The sequence below is a fragment of the Microcystis sp. MC19 genome (assembly GCF_003019735.1).
GTDB lineage: Bacteria > Cyanobacteriota > Cyanobacteriia > Cyanobacteriales > Microcystaceae > Microcystis.
The window spans coordinates 2044232-2064957 of the sequence record NZ_CP020664.1 but is presented as its reverse complement, the minus strand read 5'-3'; the positions used below and the strand labels follow the sequence as shown (position 1 = coordinate 2064957).

Sequence of the window (20726 nt, the reverse complement as noted above, 5' to 3'; positions counted from 1 at the left end):
ATAACTTTTTCTGATCACCACAACTAGGGGAGAGCCTTAAAGATGAGATATTTTTCTGGTGATAGTGAGCATCAAAGGTTTCCAAGTAAGACTGATTAAATAACCCAATCCTGCCACTAAAATAATTGTCGCCCCTGAGGTGAGATTTAAACTATAGGATAACCACAAACCCACTAAAGTAAAAACAATTCCTAGAATAATCGCTAGGATCATCATTCCCTTCATATTTTTAACAAATTGTCCACTGATAGCGGCGGGAATAGTTAATAAAGCAATTACCATAATTAATCCTACCACCTGCATTACTGCCACAATAGTTAAAGCGGTTATTCCCATTAAACCCAAATAAATTACCTCCACGGGAATATTACGAATAATCGCAAAGGTTTCATCAAAAGATATGGCTAACAACTCCTTATAAAAGATACTAACTAAGGTGATAATTAATATATCTATGGCCGCCATTATCCATAAATCATCCCTCGGTACAGTTAAAATACTACCAAAAAGATAACTCATTAAATCAGCTTTATAACCGGGGGTTAAATCAATAAAAATTACCCCAATCGCCATACCAATCGCCCACATAACCCCGATTAAAGTATCGGCTCTCTCTCGGATGCGACGCTGTAAAAACCCCATGCCTAAAGCCGAAAAAAAGGTAAAAAATATCGCCCCCACCAGGGGATTAATCCCGAAAAAATAACCGATTCCTATCCCTCCATAGGCAGCGTGAGCGATTCCCCCACTGATAAAAACCACGCGATTAACTACTACCAAAGTACCAACAATCCCACAGGCAATACTAACTAATATTCCTGCGGCGATGGCATGGCGCATAAAATCAAATTGTAAGGCCTCTAGCATGGGGAATTATGAATTATGAATTAGGGAATTATGAATTATGAATTAGGGAGTGGGGAAGTGGGGGTGTGGGGAGCTTTTTCAGTAAACAGTAAACTCAAAACTCACATCTGATAACTGATAACTGATAACTGATAACTGATTATTGATAACTCTCAATTACTTGACGAAAATCGCTTTTTTGTTTGACTCCGCGCATTTCCTTGACTAATTCCCGGTCCTTAAAGAATTGTACCGTGGGAGTCCCAGTTACTTGACCCATTTTGGCAATTTCTGGGTCAGCTTCGATGTCAATTTCGACAAAATAAATTTTGCCATCGTACTCATCGACCACTTTATCTAAAATCGGTTTCAGGGTTTTACAGGGGCCACAGGTGGGAGAAACATATTTTACCATTAACAAGCGATCGCCGTCGTGGAATAATTTCCGCAAAGCATAACCCCCAACGTGACGGGTTTTGTCAATATCAAAAGTCTCCTCCGTATCGGCCGGGGTTTCGCTAACGGTTTTCGTCTCGTAATGTTCAGAAGTGGCTGATTGACGGTATTCTTGGATTAAATTATGCTCCGATAACCATCTTTCTGCCAATAACGCCGCCATACACCCCGTACCTGCGGCAGTAATGGCCTGACGGTATTCGTGGTCCTGCACATCTCCTGCGGCAAAAACCCCCTCGACGCTGGTAGCAACAGTCCCCGGTTTGACTTTCACATAACCCACCTCGTCTAATTCTAGTTGTCCTTGGAATAGGGAAGTATTGGGAGTGTGACCGATGGCATAAAATAACCCTCTAACGGCTAATTCGCTAATTTCTCCCGTTTGTGAGTTTTTAATGCGTAGTCCTGCCATTTTACTGCCTGTACCGAACACATCCAGCGCTTGGGTGTGAAAATGAACGGTAACTTTCGGATTATTTAACACCCGGTCCTGCATTGCTTTCGAGGCGCGCATCGCTTCCCCGCGTACCAATAAATGGACGTGAGAGCCGTATTTAGTTAAATATACGGCTTCTTCCGCCGCCGAGTCACCGCCACCGATGACAGCGAGGTTTTCCTCTCTAAATATTGGTGTAGCACCGTCACAGATAGCACAAGCGGAAATCCCGTTACTCCAGAATTGGGCCTCGCTGGGTAATCCTAAGCGTTTGGCAGTGGCTCCCGTGGCGATAATAATACTATTGGCCTTAACTTCCCGGTCCGTGGAACGAATGGTAAAAGGACGCTGACTTAAATCCACCGAGATAACATCTTCGGTATAGCATTCCGTCCCCCATCTTTCGGCCTGTTCCTTCATTCTTTCCATCAGCTTCGGACCGGTGATTCCTTCGGGAAAACCGGGGAAATTTTCTACTTCTGTGGTGGTCATCAATTGTCCCCCCGGAATGCCTCCCGCTTGGAAACCCTCGAACATCAAGGGTTTTAAGTTCGCACGCGCCGCATAAATCGCCGCCGTATATCCCGCGGGTCCCGAACCAATAATGACTAAATTCTCGACAGTCATAACCGTAAATGCAACTCATAACGACTACGCTTTTTAGTATAACAGATAATGTCGGGTGGGTTAGACGACGATAAGTTAGTTGACTCTCCCCCGCTAACCGCGGAGCGCGGTGTAGCGGGAGATTCTCGGTTCATAGGTTTTTAACTAGATCGACCTGGTTTAACCCGGTCGATCCCCGTCAAATCGCCTCCGCGAGCGTTTTCTAACACGGTCAGTCCGACCGCGTTTTTTCCTCGGTTCTCGATTACCTTTGCTGATGCCGTATCTCTCGGTTCAATGTGGCCGCAAGAATCACACCGGTGAACTCTTTCCGATAACGCTTTTTTGCCAGTAATTGCGCCACAATTCGGACACTCCTGGGAAGTTCCGTTTTTATCGACCTTAAGATAATATTTCCCCCGTTTCCAAGCGACAAACGGTAGTATCTCGTTAATAAAACTACCGATACCTGAATCCAGAGATTGTTTTCTAACGATCCCTCTAGACCAGGAAACGAAGTTAATATCTTCAACAAAGATATTATCAGCGAGATCACAAAGGTAATGAGCTAACTTAAAGTGCCAATCTCTACGAGTATTAGACACTTTTTCATGTAATCTCGCTATCTTCTCTTTGAGTTTTAACCAATTGCTAGAGCCTTTAGTTTTCCGTTTCAAGCGTCTTTGTAGCAATTTAAGCTTACTCTGTACTTTTAACAAAAATCGAGGGGCTTTGATTAAATCTCCCCGTGAAGTAGCAACAAAACTCTCAATCCACGCGTCAATTCCTAAACAGGTTTTCCCCACTGTCATATCGGGAACTAATTCCGTAGATTGGAAGGAAACCGAAACGTAAAATCCCGACGCTTTTTGGATAATTCGAGCTTGTTTAGGCTCGAACCCAGACGGGTACTTTCTAGATTTCCTAATCCGAATTTTTCCCAATTGTGGAAAATTTAAGTATTCGTCACCTAGAAAGCTTTTTGACAGCGCAGGAAAAACAAAACTCCGCATCTTTTTCTTAAATCTAGGAAAGCCGAAGCCTTTCGATTTTATCTGGTCAAAAGCTTTATCTAAAGTTTTTAAGACTTGCTGTAAGACTTGAGCGTTAACCGTCTTTAATATCGGGTAAACTTTTTTAGCTTCCGTTAGATTTTTGGCTTGAACAAAGTAATTAGGATAGGGTTCATCCGCAGGAATTATGTACTCGGAAACTAACGAACAGTGATCCGCAAGACACTTTCGAGAGTTTAACCAATCTTTCCGTTCTGAAAGAGCGTAATTATAAACGCTTTTGCAAACATCAAGAATGTGGATTATCTCCTGTTGTCTGTTTACCTTTAGTTTGTACTGGTAGGTAAGCGTTATCACTGTCGTTAGTTTCGTGATGTATAGTTAAATTATAACACTTACTGCCTAATATATAAACTGATTACCATCATAAATTTTGGGCTCTTCTAGGTTCTGTGTGATAAGTTTAATTGACATAGGATCGATCGATCTTTGTGTCCTTTGTGTCTTTGTGGTTCGTTCCACCCCCTCGCTCTTGAGAAATGTATCTTAAAATACATTTTACCCACCAAAGCTGGGAGAGCCAATTTTGTTCTGTTTATAGACTTACCGCTCATGTCGTATTCATTATTAAATACCGGCGAAAAGCTATTAACGATGAAATCTTAGCCCGACTTAAAGAAATCTTTGTGTCAACGCTCACGAAATGGGACAGCACATTTCACGTTCACTGGATTATCGATTACAAACCTGACATCGCTTTATCCAAACTAATCGCTAACCTTAAAACAGTTAGTAGTCGGTTAATTAGAAAAGAATTTCCTTACTTAGCGGCAAAGTATTTCGACAATAAACCTTATTTTTGGACGGGAGCTTATTTCGTGGCTAGTTGTGGAGGTGTTACCATCGAACGACTAAAAAAATATGTCGAGAACCAAAACTCCCCGAAAAAGGTTGTTCCCTCCATAGAGCTTTCTAGCGTGAGAGGCAGTCGAACCAGGATACCCAATTGCCAATTGTCGCTACCAAACCCTTTCAAGGTCAAGGTAAGCACGCAAGTCAGAAGTCAGTCCCGATGAAAAAATTTTCACCACCAGAGATGAAAGAGGTTTCCTTCCCCACACCCCACACCCCACACCCCGCTCCCATAACCGAACCCCCTAAACCCTAAGGCTGCCCGATTTTGCTAGGATAAGAAATGTAACAAGAATCTTTCTCAACAGTCGGATAATTCATGGGCAACGATACCATCACCTTACTCTCCCCGCGGGAAATTGACAAAATGCGACGAGCCGGACGATTAGCGGCTAAACTGTTAGATCATCTGGCAGAAATGGTTAAACCGGGGGTAAGTACCCTAGAAATCAATGATGAGGCAGAACGTTGGACTCGCGCCCATGGAGCCAAAAGTGCGCCCCTAGGATACCATGGCTTTCCTAAGTCCATCTGTACTAGCATTAACGAGGTTATCTGTCACGGCATCCCCAGCGCCGATCAAATCCTCAAAGACGGCGATATCATTAACATCGATGTCACCCCGATTTTAGAAGGTTATCACGGCGATACCTCCCAGACTTTCTTTGTCGGTACTCCCTCCCCCCTGGCCAAAAAGTTAGTGGAAGTTACCAGAGAATGTCTGCAAAGAGGCATAGATGCAGTGCAGCCGGGGGGGAGAATCGGCGATATTGGCGCAGCTATCCAAGAATATGCCGAAGGACAAGGATTTTCGGTGGTTAGAGATTTTGTCGGTCATGGTATCAGTAATGTTTTTCACACCGGTCCGCAGGTTCCCCACTACGGCACTCGTGGCAAGGGCAAAAAAATTCGCCCCGGCATGGTATTCACCATTGAACCAATGATTAATGAGGGAACCTGGCAACATATTGTCTTAAAAGACGGTTGGACTGCTATTACTAAAGATGGTAAACTTTCGGCCCAATTTGAACACACCATCGCTGTCACCGAAACCGGTGTGGAAATTCTCACTGTACCCAATTAAATTTAGGGAACAGGGAACAGGGAATGGGGAATGGGAGAATGGGGAAATAGGGAAGTTTCAACTAATACCCCAAAACCCCAAAACCCTAAAACCCCCCGCAACGCGCACGAAGTGGTCTCCCCACTGATAACTGATAACTGATAACTGATAACTGATAACTGAATATATGCAGTATCGTCGTTTCGGTCGCACTAATCTACAAATGCCGGTGTTTTCCTGTGGGGGAATGCGCTATCAATTTCAGTGGCAGGAGCTGCCAATGTCGCAAATTCCTGACGAGAATCAAGGCAATTTAGAGGCAATCATTAATAAATCTCTGGAAGTGGGGATTAATCACATCGAAACCGCTAGGGGTTACGGCACTTCCGAGATGCAATTGGGCAAAATTTTGCCGCAACTACCGAGGGATAAGATTATCGTGCAGACGAAAGTTTCTCCTAGTCAAGATGTGCGGGAATTTCGCCGTAAATTTGAGCAATCCCTGCAATTTTTACGGTTAGATTATGTGGATTTGTTGGGTATCCATGGCATCAACACGGCCGAAATTCTCGATGACACTATGGCCGAGGGCGGTTGTTGGCAAGAGGCGAAAAAATTACAGCAACAGGGAAAAGTTCGTTTTATCGGTTTCTCCACCCATGCACCAACTGATGTAATTGTCAAGGCTATTGCAACAAATTGTTACGATTACCTCAATCTGCACTGGTACTATATTTTTCAGAATAACTGGCCGGCCATAGAAGCGGCAAAACAGCACGATATGGGGGTTTTTATCATTAGTCCCTCCGATAAGGGCGGCCATCTCTATAATCCTCCCCCTAAGCTCGTGGCTCTCTGTTCTCCTCTCAGTCCGATGGTTTTTAATGACCTATTCTGTCTCAGTCATCCGGCCGTCCATACCCTTAGTATTGGTGCTGCGCGAGCCAGAGATTTTGATGAACACCTGAAAACTTTACCCTTACTCGATCGAGCCGAAGAGATTTTACCGCCAATTATCGAGAGATTGCAAGGGGAGATGATCAACTGTTTAGGCGATAATTGGGTAAAAACTTGGTCTGTGGGTTTACCTAGCTGGGAAAATACCCCCAATCAGATTAATATTCCTTCTATCCTCTGGTTACACAATCTCGCTATCTCCTACGATATGCTCGACTTTGCCAAGGCCAGATACAATCTCTTGGGGAATGGGGGTCATTGGTTCCCCGGTCAACAGGCAAAAGAGGTGGAAAAACTCGATTTAACTGCCTGTTTAGCCGCTAGTCCCCACGCTGATCAAATTCCTTATCTTCTCGCCGAAACTCATCGATTATTGTCGGGAGAGACGGTACAACGCTTAAGCAGTAGTTAAAATTCGATGCCGGGTTGCGCTTTCACTCCCTGTTGACGAAAGGGATGTTTAATTAACTTCATTTCCGTGACTAAATCCGCTATCTCGATTAATTCGGGTAAAGCTCCTCTACCAGTGAGAATAACGTGAGAATTAGCGGGTTTTCGGGCTAAACCAGCGATAACTTCCTGAATATCTAGATAACCGAATTTAAGGGCGATATTGATCTCATCGAGTAAAATTAATTGATATTGGGGATTTTCGAGAAAAGTTAGGGCTTTTTGCCATGCTTCTTCGGCTTTCTCTATATCTCTTTCTCTATCTTGGGTTTCCCAGGTGAAACCTTCCCCCATAGCATAAAACTCGATTTGTTCCCCCCAAACACTAAAAATCTTTTGTTCGGCAGGTTCCCAAGCACCTTTGATGAATTGTACCACCGCCACTTTGTAACCATGACCGAGGGAACGTAAAACCATACCGAGGGCTGCCGTGGTTTTTCCCTTGCCATCGCCAGTATTAACGATAATTAAACCTTTTTCAGCGATTTTTTCGGCTAAACGTTCCTCTTGGATGACCTTGCGGCGCTGCATTTTTTCTTTGTATTGTTCGGGAGTGAGTTGCATTCAAGTCTGTCCAGTCAAATCAAGATAATTGTAACTCAAGGGGTTATTGATCGCCCTTTGCAGATTTTAACCGGCTAAATTGTCTGGGGATTGATGCCTAATTCTCGCAATTTTGCCGCTAATCTCGCCTTTGCTTGTCGTTCTTGTTGTTTTTCCAAAGAGGTTATCATACTTGAAAATACCAATTAGTAGCTGATAAAAATACAGCGGAGATTATCTGTGTCTTTTGTGGTAAAGGCAGCGGTCATGATTTTAGTTTATTTAAAAAAAGTCGAGTTCGTTTTCACCGTTCAACTACCAGCAGAGAAGACAGTGGTTGTCAGGGAATATCTCAATAAGTAGTCGTGCAAAATTAATTTCCTAGTCGAGACAGGAGACTCCGAGACAGGAGACGGGAGACGGGAGACGGGATACAGCTATTAGGGATCGGATTTGAGTTTTCAGTTCACTGTTTCCTCACACCAGAAGTCTGACGGAGTAAGCTAAGACGCATTTAAAGTGCTTATTCTTAAGATTAGCCGAATCTCCCTCAATCCCTTTACTGTTGCCTCTTGCAAGAGTGCCTCTTGCCTCGTCTCAACAAGCAATTTAAATTACGAACAGCTTAGTGGCTTAGATGTGTAATTAATTTTGCTTAGATACTTAAGTAGGTGGGTGGAATTAAATATAAAATAAACGTAGGTTGGGTTGAAGCATGAAACCCAACGCCCGCATGGGTTACGCTACCGCTAACCCATCCTACAAATAATTTTGCTTAGATACTTACCATAGTAATGCCAGCACCGCAAGAATGGCGATGGTTAAAATATCCCCCAGTTGGTGCAAGGGAGTCCGTTCTACCCGAGGGTCTTTAATTGCGGCAAAACAGTCCTTCAGACGCTGACTCAGAGCGCTCGCTTCCAGAGTTTTCCGACGGTTCTTTCCTTGAGTCAGCGTGGGAGCAAATCCTTGGGACATGAGAGGGTCGCGAATCAGTGGGACAACAACTATCATCCTCTAAAAGTCCTCTCCAGGGAAGGAAAGCTGACAAATTGTCATGCCTCTTGCCTACACCTTATACTAAATCTGGTTATTAAAAACTGATTATTTATTCCCTTTTGCCTTTTGCCTATCCTCCTAAGTAGCCTATACTCAACGGATTTAATATCATTACTTGTCTTAGATGTCTGTATAATTTGCTACATTTTTACATACGCTTACCCTGGGGTGATAGGGTTTTGGGCTTCGGCCGTGAGATCAGCGTTCGACTGAGCGTTCGACAAAAGCTCACGCCGAAGTCTCACGCCGAGGTCCGAACGGGTGATAGGGTGATGAGACAGCTTCCCCACTTCCCCACTTGCCCATCTCCCCAATTCATAATTTATAATTTATAATTCCCACTTCCCCAACCCCAGACAGCCCCCTAGGGATGGCAGTGTCAGCATTAATTATTCTCGATCGAGCCACAAAGGGTAAAATTTGGGAAACACTGCAATACACTGGCAGTCAACGGGGCTAAAAACACGCTATTTTATTAACCTATACTAATCGCGCTTTAGGAGTCAGCAGTTTTCATGGATTCCGTGATAACCCTCCAATGTCAAAACCTAACCTGTCTATCCCCCAACGCCCTCACTAATAGATTCTGTGAAAAATGCGGTACTCCTTTAGTTAAGCGCTATTTATGGATGATGGGTGATTGGGTGAGAACCTATTATCGTCTGGGTGAGCTAATTGATAATCGTTATTTGGTCAAACAACCACAAATTGTTCTTGATACTAAACCCGCTCAAGCACCCCAAGCGCCAGACGAACCTCCTAGCTGGGTTTCCCTCTACCTAAAATTGTTACCCTTCCGTCTCCACATTCCCCAAGTCTATGGCTATATTCCCAGTCCCGATGAACGCTTAGATATGGACATCTGGCTGTTAGAATACGGCACTATTCCCCTCGATGAAACGGGAGAATTAATTTATCCGCAACTATTGCCCACTCTGGCCGAGGTTTGGTCGCAAGCTTCCGATTTAAGGCAAATTCACTGGTTATGGCAAATGGCCAAACTCTGGCATCCCCTCCAGAAAAAAGCTGTGGTCTCTAGTCTGCTCAACCCTTCTCTGACCAGAGTGAATAATCAACTGCTGCAATTGCTAGAATTAAGTAAAGACGAGGCTACCACTCCCAATCTACGAGATTTAGGGACCCTGTGGACCGGTCTGATCCCGACGGCAGCCGCTAATATTCAAGATTTTCTCGCATCCCTGACCCAAGAGCTAGAATCCGGTGATCTCGATCGCCCGGAATCCCTGATCGCTATGCTCGATTATGCACTACAGCACTACGGTGCAGGTCAAGAACGCACCTATGAGATTTTTACCTGCACCGATACCGGTCCGCTGCGGGAACACAACGAGGATGCCTGTTATCCCCCGACTAATCAGGCCATAACCCTGGCCCATAGTCAAAATCCCCTGGTAATCGTCTGTGATGGCATCGGCGGTCAGGAAGGGGGCGAAATCGCTGCTCAATTGGCGATCGAAACCCTGAGTAGGGAAATTAATCACAGTCCCACGAGCGATATTGAATTCTATCCCGATAGTCACAGTCTTGTCCTCGAACAGGCGATTCGTGTCACCAATGATCTGATCAGTCAACGCAATGATCGGGAATTAAGACAAGATCGTCAGCGCATGGGTACTACTCTAGTTATGGCTTTTGCCCATGCCCAGGAAATGTACGCAGCCCATGTGGGGGATTCCCGTATCTATTGGATTACTGCCCAGGGTTGTCATCAAGTGACGGTGGATGATGATCTCGCTGACCGGGAAGTGAAATTAGGCTATCTCCTCTATCGTGATGCCATACAGTATCCCAACGCCGGGGCCTTGGTGCAAGCTTTGGGGATGGGTAGCGCCACTAATCTCCATCCCACAGTTCAGAGGTTGATTGTTGATCAAGATTGTGTTTTTCTGCTCTGTTCCGATGGTTTGAGTGATTATGATCGGGTAGAACAATACTGGGACAGTGAAATCGTGCCTCTTTTGCAAGGGGAGAAAACTGTAACCGCCGTGGGGGAAAGTTTATTACAACTAGCTAACCAGAAAAACGGTCACGATAACTCCACCATCGCCCTAGTTTATTGTCGGGTAGTTCCTGCGGCTGAACCTGTCACGCCTTTAGTTTATGCTCAGGCCAAAGAACGGATTATTGCCAATCTTAATGACCAAGATTTTGATCCCAGCGGGGACACCTGCCCCGGAGAAGAAGTGGTGACGTCAATACCCACTTCCACCCCTGCATCTTCTTCTCTTTCTAGTCCTACCTCTCCCCCTGCGCGTACTAGCGTTTCACCTCTAGTCCTAGCAGCGATCGCTGTCGGGGTCTTCGGTTTGCTGGTGGCGATCGCTTGGCAATTCCTGAGTCGTCATCCCGCTTCCAATCCATCGATTTCTCCTGCACCTGTCACAGGTCCTAGTCCCACGACCGGGACAACACCTCCCGCACCTGTCACCAGTCCGAGTCCCACGACCGGGACAACACCTCCTGCACCTGTCACAGGTCCTAGTCCCACGACCGGGACAACACCTCCTGCACCTGTCACAGGTCCTAGTCCCACGACCGGGACAACACCTCCCGCACCTGTCACCAGTCCGAGTCCCCCCAATCCCTAATTCATAATTCCTAATTCCCACTTCCCCACTTCCCCACTTCCCCACTTCCCTATATGTGGCTGAAGATTAATCGGCTTGTCGGGGGTTGCCAGAGCGAGTTAAGATAAAATGCCCGATTAACTGCCGAGTCTATCCTATGGTTGATGCTGCGACGTTCTCCTCCGACACCTCCGCGATCATTGATGCCTTTGAAACGCCTCTAGAGTTTAACTTTCAACTGCCAGATCCCGAAGATGAAACCATCCAAGATCATGACTTTCAGCAGCAACTGGATTCTTTTTGGAAAGTTTGCGATCGCTTTGATTTGCAAACGGAAATCTGGCGGGGGCGAATTTTGCGAGCTATTCGCGACCGGGAGAAGCAAGGCGGTGATAGTCGGGGTACAGGCTTTTTAAACTGGTTAAAACAGCGAGAAATCACTAAAAGTCAAGCTTATGCTCTGATTCAATTGGCTAATAGTGCCGATACTCTCTTGGCAGAAGGACAACTGGATCCCGATAGTATCAATAATTTTAGTAAACGCGCCTTCGTGGAAACGGCCAAATCTGCCCCCGAAATTCAAAAATTAGTCAGTGATGCGGCCCGACAAGGGGAGAGAATTACCCGTCGGGAGGTGAAGCAATTGGCCGATGAATGGACGGCTATGAGTTCAGATTTACTACCCGATGAAGTGAAAGAAAAAGCCAGCGACGGCAGTTTACCGGCGCGTCATCTCGCCCCCCTAGTGAAAGAATTAGAAAAGTTACCCGATACTCATATCGACACTCTCCGTCAAGAAATCGCCGCTAATCCCGATGTAGATACGGTAAAACTAATCACCTCGGAAGCACGCAGTTTAGCTAAATATCTCGACGCGGCGGCCCAAGTACAAACTCTCCGACGGGGTAATTTAGATATTGAAATGGCTCTAGAAGAAGCGTTGCGCGTCGATTGTCTAAATACGGCGGCGGATCTGGTTAAACAAGCCACACAATTAGAGCAGGCCGTGGCTAAACTTTATACTACTTGGAAACGTTTAGGTAGTTTGTCCGATCGCCTCTATGTGGATACGGGAGCAAGTAATCCCCATCTGCGATCGATGTTAACCTGTTTAGAAAGTTTAACCAGTGAAGTGATCGAAGTAGAACTGGATGAAGGTGGGCAAAAAATGGTACGTTTACGCATTATCAGCGATGGGGGAAGTTAGATGCTTTGTTGGTGGTTGGGTGTCTTGAAGTCTTCAGGAGTCAGTAGTGATTTTTGTGATGGTTTTCTGTCCCGAAACAAGCTATAACAGTTGGGAGGTTAAATTTGAAAACTTTTGCTTCCAACCCTATCTGTGTAGGGATTTCAGTATCTTGTACTCATTAGTACATTAGTGTTTTGTTGCTTTAACTGAGGCTCTGTAAGACTTTTAGGCTCTTCTCGACTTTGTGTGATAATTTTTGCTTATGGAATCGTGAAATGCTTATCGGGCAACACTTTTAGGACTATTTTGTCGAAGAAACTATCAGTATAGACCTCGTTTCCACACAGAAACCAGAAGAGCCGACTTTTAGCCATAGCTAATATATTCATAAGGGGGAAGTTTAGTTATAAAAGGTGGTTCTTCGTTACTTGCTATGGTTCGATAGGGGGGCATAAATCGACTCAATCCTTATCTGGCAAGAGATTTAATTGATTAGTTCGCTCTAGAGCGAAAACAGTTGGCTCTCCCAGCTTTGGTGGGTAAAATGTATTCTAAGATACATTTCTCCTAGCGAGGGGGTGGAACGAACCACAAAGACACAAAGGACACAAAGATCGATCCTATGTAAGTTAAACTTATCACACAGAACCTAGAAGAGCCAACAGTTGACAAAAATAGCAGCAATGTCTGTCTCTATAAGGGTTTCATTTCTTATAATCCCGTCCATTGCATAACAAAAACCGAAGAGCCTAAAAGGTTAACAAATGTCGTCGAGATGGAGATGGGATGTTTCTATCCGTAAATGTTAAGTTTTATTACAGGCTTCAACATTTGCGTTGCCATCGGCAAAAATAACGACTATCCTAACATCAAAGACGATTGAAAAAATCACTTTTAGCCCAAAAGACTGGATATTTGCTTCATAGCAAGCATTATGACTAAAAGGAGAAATTCATGCCTATCGATACCACTCCCTCAACAGTAGCAACAACGGCACTACAAAGCATACCCTTTGAAACTTTGATCGGTGGTCCATTAGACGCAGCGATTAAAGCGGAAGCAAAAGCAGCAGAAACTTCATGGACATTTATCAAAGAAGTTGGTTTACAGGAAGTTAACGGACAGAAAAAAGCCGTGACTGTTGACTTTATTTATACAAGCAATGGCAGAGAAGTGAAATTGATTGTTCCACTTTTAGCCATTGTTCCCATTCCCTATATATCTGTTGATAATATTACTATCGACTTCAAAGCTAATATTTCAGCCTCCTCCACTGTTGCCCAAGAAGACACCTCTTCACAAGCGATTGATGCTGGTGGTGAAGGAGAAGTTAAAGTAGGATGGGGTCCCTTCTCGGCTGACATTAAGTTCCATGCTAATTATTCTAGTAAAAAAGACTCAAAAGCAACTCAGGAGTCTAAATATTCGGTTGAGTACACAATGGATATTCATGTGGGAGCAAGTCAGGCAGATATGCCGGCTGGTTTAGCATCCGTTCTCAACATTTTACAATCTAGTATCACGCCCACTATCCCTCATGCTAATCTTCAGGTATCTCCTAAGATCATTAATATTGACCCCTCCAAGGACGTTGATTATACGGTCAATATAACCGCTTTTGACAATCAGGGTTTAAGAAGCAAAAATTCAGAGCTTACTATTGCTCTTGATGCTCCCACAAGTGGTGGAATAACTATAGGAAATCTCGATTCTGCACAGAAAAAACTTCCACCTTCACCAAGTCCTACTCCTACTCCTATAATTGTTATAACTGACAATGATGGAAGTGCTACGGTAAAAATACCTGTTAAAAAACCTTCCCAGCCTATTACTGCTGACATTCAAGCACAGACGCTTACGTTGAAAATTACAGGAACTTTGGCTGGTGAGAGTGTTACGGAAACTGTAGCATTGAATATCCCTAAAATTCCCAAATCTCCCTAATTAGGTTATTGTACTATAAAGGCATATTTAGCAGGAGCGATGATGGCTTAAGCGCCTCTCTCTTTTCCTTATAGTAATTTTGAAACTCTCTCAAAATTAGTGAGTATTGCAACCAGCTAAATATGCCTTCGATGACAGTAAATTTAATTGCCCACCTACATAATTGTGGAGAGGTTATGTAATGCTACTAAGCCAACTTGTAGGAACTATTTTAACTGATCTAACAGCAGCTCAGGACGCTGCCAATGAGTATTCTAGCAAACTCGGTTTAAAATATAAAACTTACGCTAATAATACTAATGCCATTAGTGATTTTTATGTTCCCAATGGAGTTCTCAAAGAAATTGAGTTAAACCTGAATTTTGTTATTAATGACGTAACAAGCGAAAAAGGAGCGATTGATTTAAACAATGTAACGGAATTTTTTAATAACTTTGCTCATGAAGCTGTTCAGAAGGCAATAAACACACTAACTGAATTTATAGATCGCAGTAAAACTTTAGCTGAAAACCCAGAAATATGGGACAGAATAATGGCCAATCTGAAGTCAAAAGATTTTATACATCATTTGACAGATCGTGTGACAGATTCACTGCTAGAGAATCGGATGCGATTACTCTCTTCAGAAGGGGCTTTGAATCGAGACGAGTTTGTTACACTTGTCTCTAGCCTATTAGATCAGTTTCTCTTAAATAATGATGACATAAAATCTGCTTTAGGAACGGGAACTAGGGCAAATACCTTAATTAATAACAATTTTAAACAAATGGTGAATACATTACATGACGAAATAACGGTTGATTCTGGCACTCTGCAAGCAGCTACTTATTCTAGGTTAGATATTCTAGTTAGTCCAGAACAACTTAAAGACGTACCAACTGATCTGATTTCCTCGATCAAAATCAAGGCTGAACTAAACAATTATCAATGGTCAATATCTGATATTTCAGAACATTTACAAAGAGTTCCCTAAATTAAGGTATTTTGTTATGAGTAATCATCAAGCTTTTCATCTTCACGAAATATTTAGCGCACCCTTACTGGCGACCATTGAAGCTGATTTTAGAGCCGCCAATAAGTATATGGAATTTGTGCAGGAATACGGCTTTGAGTCAGTGTCAGAAGAAGAAACCCCAGATGTAGCAGTTAATCATTCCGGAACTAAATTTGGCAGACTGCGAATGGTGAATTTTTGGTATAACCGTCGCAATTTTCAAACTGGAAAAGATGAATATGTTAATATTCAAGTTCCAGCGCTATCCTTAATTCCTTTACCCTTACTACAAGTTGACGACGCAGAATTTTCTTTTAATGTTCATATTTATCCTCACAAATCTTTAAAATCTCGTCAGCCCGACAAGCCCCCCTCCTTATTAGGAGAAAATTCTACTGTAACAAATGCCTCAGATGCCTCAGATAATCTGCCTCCTCAACCGAGTTTTATGGCTAGTTTACCTGCGCTCAGTGGTCAAAAAGGTGATAAAATTGCTCAAACTACAGCCAATATGAAAGTCAAAATCAAAATGAGACAGGCTGATTTGCCCACAGGAATTGCTAATTTAATGGTAATTCTTCATCAAGGATCATCGATTGAAAACAGGATAGTTAATGAATCTAGCAAGGAAGAAACGAATAGTTCTTGAGCAATTAACTAATTATTAGCTATTGCCAACTAACCGTGAGTAGTGATAGCTATATTTTCTATGATTCTTAGAACTTCGTCATTTATTTCACGATTCAAATTAACGGGTATTTTCTCCAATTGGAAATTTGTGTAAACCAACAAAAATAGGAAACAATCATGATCGCAAATCAAACCAATCGTCCATCAGGAATGCCTTGTCCGGAATGTCGGTTCTTTATTCAAATATCCCTTGAAGATTTGCTCTATAAACAAAGCTTTCAATGTCCATCTTGTTTATTAGAAATAACGATGGATCGAAGTAATTCTCAAGAAGCTTTAAAATTATTACAAGATGTCAAAATAGCGATAGATGAAGTAAAACAAGCCAGTCGTTTTAACCTATAGTTGGTTTAAATATTAATTAGTATTTCTGATTATAGCAATCAGGGTAAGCTCATCTAATTTGGTATAAATTGTACTTGACAAAGATTTCTGAATAGGGTAATCAAATCGCCATAGCACCGTCCCGCACTGCCAGTACCCAGACTTAGCCGCTGCTACCTCTGTATAATTTATAATTAGCCTTAGTCTCACTGTTGTTGATGAAAATTAATGAGGAAATAGCTCATGGGTAAAGGTTTTGCTCCCGTTCTCCCCACCGGAAATAAAGCTCAACTAAAACCTGAGCTTCCTTTAACATCAATAAATGAAATTCAAGCTAGTTTATTGACTTATCTTCAAGATATTCCTGACCCAAGAGCGTCCCGAACCCAAAAACATTTATTAACTGATATTTTAGTCATTGCTGTTTTAGCAGTTATAGCAGGAGCCAAAGGTTGGGAAGACATGGAAAATTATGGACTCAGTAAGCAGTCTTGGTTATCTGAGTTTTTAGAATTACCTAATGGCATTCCTTCTGATGACACTTTTCGGCGGGTTTTTGAACGGATTAACCCGGAAGTTTTGGACAAAGTTTTGTCTCAATGGCTGCCCCATTTAATCGGTTCTCTTTCGGGGGAAATAGTTCCCATAGACGGGAAAAGTCTCAGAGGTTCTTACGACCGTAATCAAGGAATTAAAGCCTTGCATTTAGTGACGGCTTGGGCGGGGGAGCAGAAATTAGTTTTAGGACAAGTCAAGGTGGAAGATAAATCCAATGAGATTACTGCTATTCCCGCTTTACTAGAACTGTTAGACCTTCAAGGGGCAATTATCACCCTAGATGCTATGGGAACTCAAACGGCGATTATTAATCATATTCAAGCCAAAAAAGCTGACTACGTTGTCGCCCTTAAAGCTAATCATCCGACTCTTTATACTCAGGTCAAAAACTGGTTTGAGCAAGCTCAAGCACATCAATTTGATGGTATTCAATTTAGTTATGATTACCGTCTGGAAAAAGGTCATCATCGCCTCGAAAAACGTTGGTGTTGGGCTGTACCTTTAGAAGCTTTCGGCGGTCTTTATCAACAGGCTCAATGGCAAGGACTTCAAAGTATTATCATGGTTAAACGAGTTCGTCATCTTTGGAATAAAACCACTTGTGAAGTCCAATTTTATCTCAGTTCTCTCCCTGCTGATGCTCAAAAAATAGGTAATGCTATTCGTAAACATTGGGGCATTGAAAATCAGGCTCATTGGATTTTAGATGTTACTTTTAATGAGGATCAATGTCGGATTCGCTCTGGTCACAGCCCTCGTAATTTTGCCTTCTTGAGACGAGTAGCACTTAACGCTCTTAACCAGGAATCCACTTACCGACGTAGTCTGGCACAAAAAAGTAAACGGGCGGCCATGGATAATAACTATATGATGGCTGTGCTGAAAGCCTTTTGTCAAGCCTAATTGAGATGCTCTTACCCTGTTATAGCAATTCCCATAGTTGTGAGGCACAGAGTCTTAGGTTTTGAGGGGTCAGGATTGAGGAGTTAAGATTTTGGTGTACCTCATGAGATTGGTAAACGCTATAATTATAAATTGACAACTTCTTAATTAATTTCATGAGGAACTTAAGCCATGCAATTATCTGATCTAGTACAAAAAAATCTGACTGTGCAACTCAGTTCGCTCAAAGACGATCCAGATTTATGCCAAGACCTTCAAAGCCATTTACACTTAGCTGGATTTCTTCCTATTAATGGGATAGATGGAATTTATGGCCCTCAAACCCAACAAGCTTTTCATCAATTCAAACAAAATAAGCATGAATCTGAACCTGAATTACTAGGACCTGGAACGGCTCATCTCTTACTTGCTCTCAAGGATGTCCCCGATTTAATTACCAAAACGCAAACAGAATACATCTATGGTAATCGTATTTCGGATTCCGAATTGTCAGACCTTAATGCTTGTTTAAAACTTTTTGAGATTAATACTCATCCGAGAATGCGTCATTTTTTGAGCCAAAGTGCCCATGAAAGCGGTGGATTAAAATGGTTCAAAGAATTGGCATCAGGCAGTAGGTATGAGGGAAGAAAAGACCTCGGCAATATTTACCCAGGAGATGGACCTAAATATAAGGGAGCAGGAGTCCTTCAATTAACAGGGCGCAAGTACTATCAGGACTTTGCTGATTATATTCACGATCCGAAGGTTATGGAAGGGGTGGATTATGTTAGTATCACCTATCCTTTTATCAGTGGCGGTTTTTGGTGGTATGACAATCAGATGAATGCTCTTTGCGATCGCGGTGCAACGGTAGAAGAAATCACTCGACGAGTAAACGGTGGAGAGAATGGACTTGCCGATCGTGAAGCCTACTACCGAAAAGCTTGGCACATCTTTCCCAGCTAGAGATGGTAATTACTTATACATTAGGGATCGAGAAGGTCGTCGCCCCCATTCCCTCCCATAACGTCATCGGGCAGTTGGCAAGGAAACGGATCAAACAAATCATATTGAAAGATTAAATAATACCCTCAGACAAAGGATTTCTAGATTGGTCAGAAAGAGTCTCTCTTGTTCTAAAAATGTGGAGAATCACATCGGGGCTATTTGGTGCTTTATCCATGACTAAGCTGTCAATCATTTAAATTGCTTATTCTTGGATTAGCCGAACCTCCTCCCCCTTGCCCTACCGACATCGGGGGGGTTGGGGGGGTGCCTTTTGCAAGAGTGCCTCTTGCCTCGTCTTCACAAGCAATTTAAATTACGAACAGCTTGCAATGACCAATTAGCAAAAGTTTGAGCGATCACCACTACAATAAAATCACTACCACCTGCTGCTATAATCTCTGATTATCCTCAAATTTTATGAAAACTTATTAACAGATACTTGACTTTATGCTAAAAATCAAGGAAAAAAAACCAATAATTAGCATCGGTTCCATAACTGCGGCGATCTTGCTCAGTTTAACCCTAATTCCTGCCGCTGTGGCCAAGGATGTCCTTCTGAGAGTGGGCATTGTCCAACGTTTTGGCGATGAAGCCAAGGAAAAATTAACCCTGAGTAGTACCAGTGGTGATAATCTCACCCTGCGCGTGGTGGGAGAAGATGGCCAATCCCAAACTCTGCAAACCAATCGCCTACAATTAGAAGTTATTCCCCGTCCCCTCGCTTCTCCCATCCTCCAAGAAAAAGTCATTTTGAGCGACCACGCCACTTTTGAAACCGCCGAAAATAGCGCCAAAAATTGGGCAAAAATGGGCATTAAAGTAGAAATTACCCAACCCGGACGCTGGCAGGTTTGGGCAAAGCGAGAAGTTTATGAAAATCCCCTAGTGCGACGTTGGTTGCTGACCAGTTTGCAAACCAAAGGCCACAATCAACCCTATATTAATAGTGTTTTACTCAAAGAAAAGCCGCAAGTTTCTTTCCAGATCAACGGGGTGCGCTATTTTCCCAAAGAATTAGAAATCGAGAGCCAAAAAAACCTGATTCAAGTTACTCATAGCCCCAATCAGGTGCGTTTGTACGGGGGAACCATGCGCCTACAGCCCAACGCCTACGGCACTTTTACCCTAGTTAATAACGTTCCCCTCGAAACCTACCTGCGCGGGGTTGTACCCCACGAAATCGGTCATGATGCCCCGGAAAGTGCCACCCGGGCGCAAACTATTATCGCCCGCACCTACGCCCTCCGCAATCTGCGCCGTTTTCAAGCCGATAATTACGAACTCTGTGCCGATACCCATTGTCAAGTTTATTATGGATTGACGGGAACTAATCCCCGGGCTGATCAAGCGATCACGGCCACGCGAGGCCTAGTTTTAACCTACCAAAATGAGTTAGTGGATGCCCTTTATTCCTCCACCACCGGCGGGGTAACTGCCCTCTTTAGTGATGTGTGGGATGGGGAAGAAAGACCTTATCTCCGGGCAGTGGTGGACTCCCCTAATCGAGTCTGGGATCTGTCGAAACAATCCCTCGCTAATGAGACAACTTTTCGCCAGTTTATTAATCTTAAAGATGGTTTTAATGAGACAGGCCGAAGGGTTTTTCGCTGGCAAAAACAAGCTTCTTTAGCTGATTTGAGTCAAGACCTAGAAACCTATTTAACACGCAGAAAACATCCCCTTGCCCACTTCCAGAAAATTCAATGGATGGAAGTGACTAAGCGCTCTCCTTCCGGTCGGATTCTGACTATGACTATTCAAACCGATAAGGGGATTTTGGAACTGCATAAAAATGAGGTGCGTAGTGCCTTAGGACCGCCTCGCAGTACCCTATTCTACATCGATCCTATCTACGATACCAATCGACAGATCCAGGGTTATAACTTTATTGGTGGCGGTTTCGGCCACGGGGTAGGATTAAGTCAATTTGGTTCCTATAATTTAGCCCGTTTGGGTTGGTCTCCTGAACAAATTCTCGCTTTCTATTATCCCGGCACTATCATCCAACCTCTCAATAATTCGATTGTCTTTTGGCGAGGAAATTAATCAGTTATCAGTTATCAGTTATCAGTTATCAGTTATCAGTTATCAGTTAAGTAGGTAGGCACAATTATTTGTAGGATGGGTTAGCGGTAGCGTAACCCATGCGGGCGTTGGGTTTCATGCTTCAACCCAACCTTGTATATTGAGAGAGGTGGTAGACCG

The 20726-nt window shown here is 43.3% G+C and carries 16 protein-coding genes and 4 pseudogenes; 14 read left to right on the top strand and 6 right to left on the bottom strand.

The window, feature by feature from the left end; translation table 11 throughout:
• Nucleotides 1-36: 36 nt before the first annotated feature.
• The 3 genes from B5D77_RS10495 to B5D77_RS10485 all read right to left on the bottom strand — a co-directional run bounded on the left by B5D77_RS10495 (nucleotide 37) and on the right by B5D77_RS10485 (nucleotide 3714).
• Complete coding sequence (locus B5D77_RS10495; RefSeq protein WP_008204352.1) at nucleotides 37-867, bottom strand: metal ABC transporter permease; 831 nt, start codon at nucleotides 865-867, stop codon at nucleotides 37-39.
• 139 nt (nucleotides 868-1006) lie between these two features.
• Entirely contained in the window at nucleotides 1007-2365 is a 1359-nt protein-coding gene (gene trxB / locus B5D77_RS10490) for a thioredoxin-disulfide reductase (protein WP_008204353.1), read from the bottom strand.
• 140 nt (nucleotides 2366-2505) lie between these two features.
• Nucleotides 2506-3714: an RNA-guided endonuclease TnpB family protein gene (locus B5D77_RS10485; RefSeq protein ID WP_106908796.1), complete on the bottom strand. Its 1209-nt coding sequence runs from the start codon at nucleotides 3712-3714 to the stop codon at nucleotides 2506-2508.
• A 182-nt stretch (nucleotides 3715-3896) separates the two neighbouring features.
• On the opposite strand from B5D77_RS10485, the pseudogene tnpA reads away from it, so the two are divergent.
• The 3 genes and pseudogenes from tnpA to B5D77_RS10465 all read left to right on the top strand — a co-directional run.
• A pseudogene (gene tnpA, locus B5D77_RS10480) lies at nucleotides 3897-4304 on the top strand (IS200/IS605 family transposase); the annotation flags it as partial.
• Between the two features lie 284 nt (nucleotides 4305-4588).
• Nucleotides 4589-5353 (top strand): type I methionyl aminopeptidase, encoded by a 765-nt coding sequence (gene map / locus B5D77_RS10475; protein WP_008204359.1) that lies wholly within the window; start codon nucleotides 4589-4591, stop codon nucleotides 5351-5353.
• 166 nt (nucleotides 5354-5519) lie between these two features.
• Nucleotides 5520-6701, top strand: coding sequence for an aldo/keto reductase (locus B5D77_RS10465; protein ID WP_106908795.1), 1182 nt, complete (start codon nucleotides 5520-5522; stop codon nucleotides 6699-6701).
• Here the strand turns inward: B5D77_RS10465 and cobO are convergent.
• Nucleotides 6698-7303, bottom strand: coding sequence for a cob(I)yrinic acid a,c-diamide adenosyltransferase (cobO, locus tag B5D77_RS10460; RefSeq protein ID WP_002760003.1), 606 nt, complete (start codon nucleotides 7301-7303; stop codon nucleotides 6698-6700). The genes B5D77_RS10465 and cobO overlap by 4 nt on opposite strands.
• A 74-nt stretch (nucleotides 7304-7377) precedes the next feature.
• Nucleotides 7378-7461, bottom strand: a pseudogene (locus B5D77_RS28060) (Uma2 family endonuclease); the annotation flags it as partial.
• Here B5D77_RS28060 and B5D77_RS10455 point away from each other — a divergent pair.
• A pseudogene (locus tag B5D77_RS10455) lies at nucleotides 7459-7635 on the top strand (IS5/IS1182 family transposase); the annotation flags it as partial. The pseudogenes B5D77_RS28060 and B5D77_RS10455 sit on opposite strands and share 3 nt — an antisense overlap.
• A gap of 430 nt (nucleotides 7636-8065) precedes the next feature.
• On the opposite strand, the gene B5D77_RS10450 reads toward B5D77_RS10455, so the two are convergent.
• Nucleotides 8066-8296, bottom strand: a complete 231-nt coding sequence (locus tag B5D77_RS10450; RefSeq protein WP_106908794.1) for a transposase family protein — start codon at nucleotides 8294-8296, stop codon at nucleotides 8066-8068.
• Nucleotides 8297-8856: 560 nt separating this feature from the next.
• Between B5D77_RS10450 and B5D77_RS10445 the strand changes: the two genes are divergently transcribed.
• From B5D77_RS10445 to B5D77_RS10400, 10 genes and pseudogenes are all read left to right on the top strand, one after another.
• Nucleotides 8857-10950, top strand: a complete 2094-nt coding sequence (locus B5D77_RS10445) for a PP2C family serine/threonine-protein phosphatase (RefSeq protein ID WP_106908793.1) — start codon at nucleotides 8857-8859, stop codon at nucleotides 10948-10950.
• A 136-nt stretch (nucleotides 10951-11086) separates the two neighbouring features.
• A complete protein-coding gene (locus B5D77_RS10440; RefSeq protein WP_002798288.1) occupies nucleotides 11087-12136 on the top strand; it encodes a hypothetical protein in 1050 nt (349 codons plus the stop codon).
• 936 nt (nucleotides 12137-13072) lie between these two features.
• Nucleotides 13073-14062, top strand: coding sequence for a DUF2589 domain-containing protein (locus B5D77_RS10435; RefSeq protein ID WP_106908792.1), 990 nt, complete (start codon nucleotides 13073-13075; stop codon nucleotides 14060-14062).
• A 181-nt stretch (nucleotides 14063-14243) separates the two neighbouring features.
• Nucleotides 14244-15035: a hypothetical protein gene (locus tag B5D77_RS10430; RefSeq protein ID WP_106908791.1), complete on the top strand. Its 792-nt coding sequence runs from the start codon at nucleotides 14244-14246 to the stop codon at nucleotides 15033-15035.
• A 16-nt stretch (nucleotides 15036-15051) separates the two neighbouring features.
• Nucleotides 15052-15705 carry a DUF2589 domain-containing protein gene (locus B5D77_RS10425; RefSeq protein WP_106908790.1) on the top strand — a complete coding sequence of 218 codons (654 nt, stop codon included), beginning with the start codon at nucleotides 15052-15054 and terminating at the stop codon, nucleotides 15703-15705.
• Nucleotides 15706-15863: 158 nt separating this feature from the next.
• Complete coding sequence (locus tag B5D77_RS10420) at nucleotides 15864-16091, top strand: hypothetical protein (protein ID WP_106908789.1); 228 nt, start codon at nucleotides 15864-15866, stop codon at nucleotides 16089-16091.
• A 222-nt stretch (nucleotides 16092-16313) separates the two neighbouring features.
• Nucleotides 16314-17531 carry an ISAs1 family transposase gene (locus tag B5D77_RS10415; protein WP_254052976.1) on the top strand — a complete coding sequence of 406 codons (1218 nt, stop codon included), beginning with the start codon at nucleotides 16314-16316 and terminating at the stop codon, nucleotides 17529-17531.
• 171 nt (nucleotides 17532-17702) lie between these two features.
• Nucleotides 17703-18479, top strand: a complete 777-nt coding sequence (locus tag B5D77_RS10410; RefSeq protein ID WP_106908788.1) for a chitinase — start codon at nucleotides 17703-17705, stop codon at nucleotides 18477-18479.
• 91 nt (nucleotides 18480-18570) lie between these two features.
• Nucleotides 18571-18702, top strand: a pseudogene (locus B5D77_RS10405) (IS1 family transposase); the annotation flags it as partial.
• 266 nt (nucleotides 18703-18968) lie between these two features.
• Nucleotides 18969-20567, top strand: a complete 1599-nt coding sequence (locus B5D77_RS10400; protein ID WP_106908787.1) for a SpoIID/LytB domain-containing protein — start codon at nucleotides 18969-18971, stop codon at nucleotides 20565-20567.
• Nucleotides 20568-20726 lie beyond the last annotated feature (159 nt).

Bases quoted from the DNA above. Each gene is read 5' to 3' on its own strand.
- B5D77_RS10495 (WP_008204352.1), bottom strand. From the start codon at position 867: ATGCTAGAGGCCTTACAATTTGATTTTATGCGCCATGCCATCGCCGCA.
- trxB (WP_008204353.1), bottom strand. From the start codon at position 2,365: ATGACTGTCGAGAATTTAGTCATTATTGGTTCGGGACCCGCGGGATAT.
- map (WP_008204359.1), top strand. From the start codon at position 4,589: ATGGGCAACGATACCATCACCTTACTCTCCCCGCGGGAAATTGACAAA.
- B5D77_RS10465 (WP_106908795.1), top strand. From the start codon at position 5,520: ATGCAGTATCGTCGTTTCGGTCGCACTAATCTACAAATGCCGGTGTTT.
- cobO (WP_002760003.1), bottom strand. From the start codon at position 7,303: ATGCAACTCACTCCCGAACAATACAAAGAAAAAATGCAGCGCCGCAAG.
- B5D77_RS10450 (WP_106908794.1), bottom strand. From the start codon at position 8,296: ATGATAGTTGTTGTCCCACTGATTCGCGACCCTCTCATGTCCCAAGGA.
- B5D77_RS10445 (WP_106908793.1), top strand. From the start codon at position 8,857: ATGGATTCCGTGATAACCCTCCAATGTCAAAACCTAACCTGTCTATCC.
- B5D77_RS10440 (WP_002798288.1), top strand. From the start codon at position 11,087: ATGGTTGATGCTGCGACGTTCTCCTCCGACACCTCCGCGATCATTGAT.
- B5D77_RS10435 (WP_106908792.1), top strand. From the start codon at position 13,073: ATGCCTATCGATACCACTCCCTCAACAGTAGCAACAACGGCACTACAA.
- B5D77_RS10430 (WP_106908791.1), top strand. From the start codon at position 14,244: ATGCTACTAAGCCAACTTGTAGGAACTATTTTAACTGATCTAACAGCA.
- B5D77_RS10425 (WP_106908790.1), top strand. From the start codon at position 15,052: ATGAGTAATCATCAAGCTTTTCATCTTCACGAAATATTTAGCGCACCC.
- B5D77_RS10420 (WP_106908789.1), top strand. From the start codon at position 15,864: ATGATCGCAAATCAAACCAATCGTCCATCAGGAATGCCTTGTCCGGAA.
- B5D77_RS10415 (WP_254052976.1), top strand. From the start codon at position 16,314: ATGGGTAAAGGTTTTGCTCCCGTTCTCCCCACCGGAAATAAAGCTCAA.
- B5D77_RS10410 (WP_106908788.1), top strand. From the start codon at position 17,703: ATGCAATTATCTGATCTAGTACAAAAAAATCTGACTGTGCAACTCAGT.
- B5D77_RS10400 (WP_106908787.1), top strand. From the start codon at position 18,969: ATGCTAAAAATCAAGGAAAAAAAACCAATAATTAGCATCGGTTCCATA.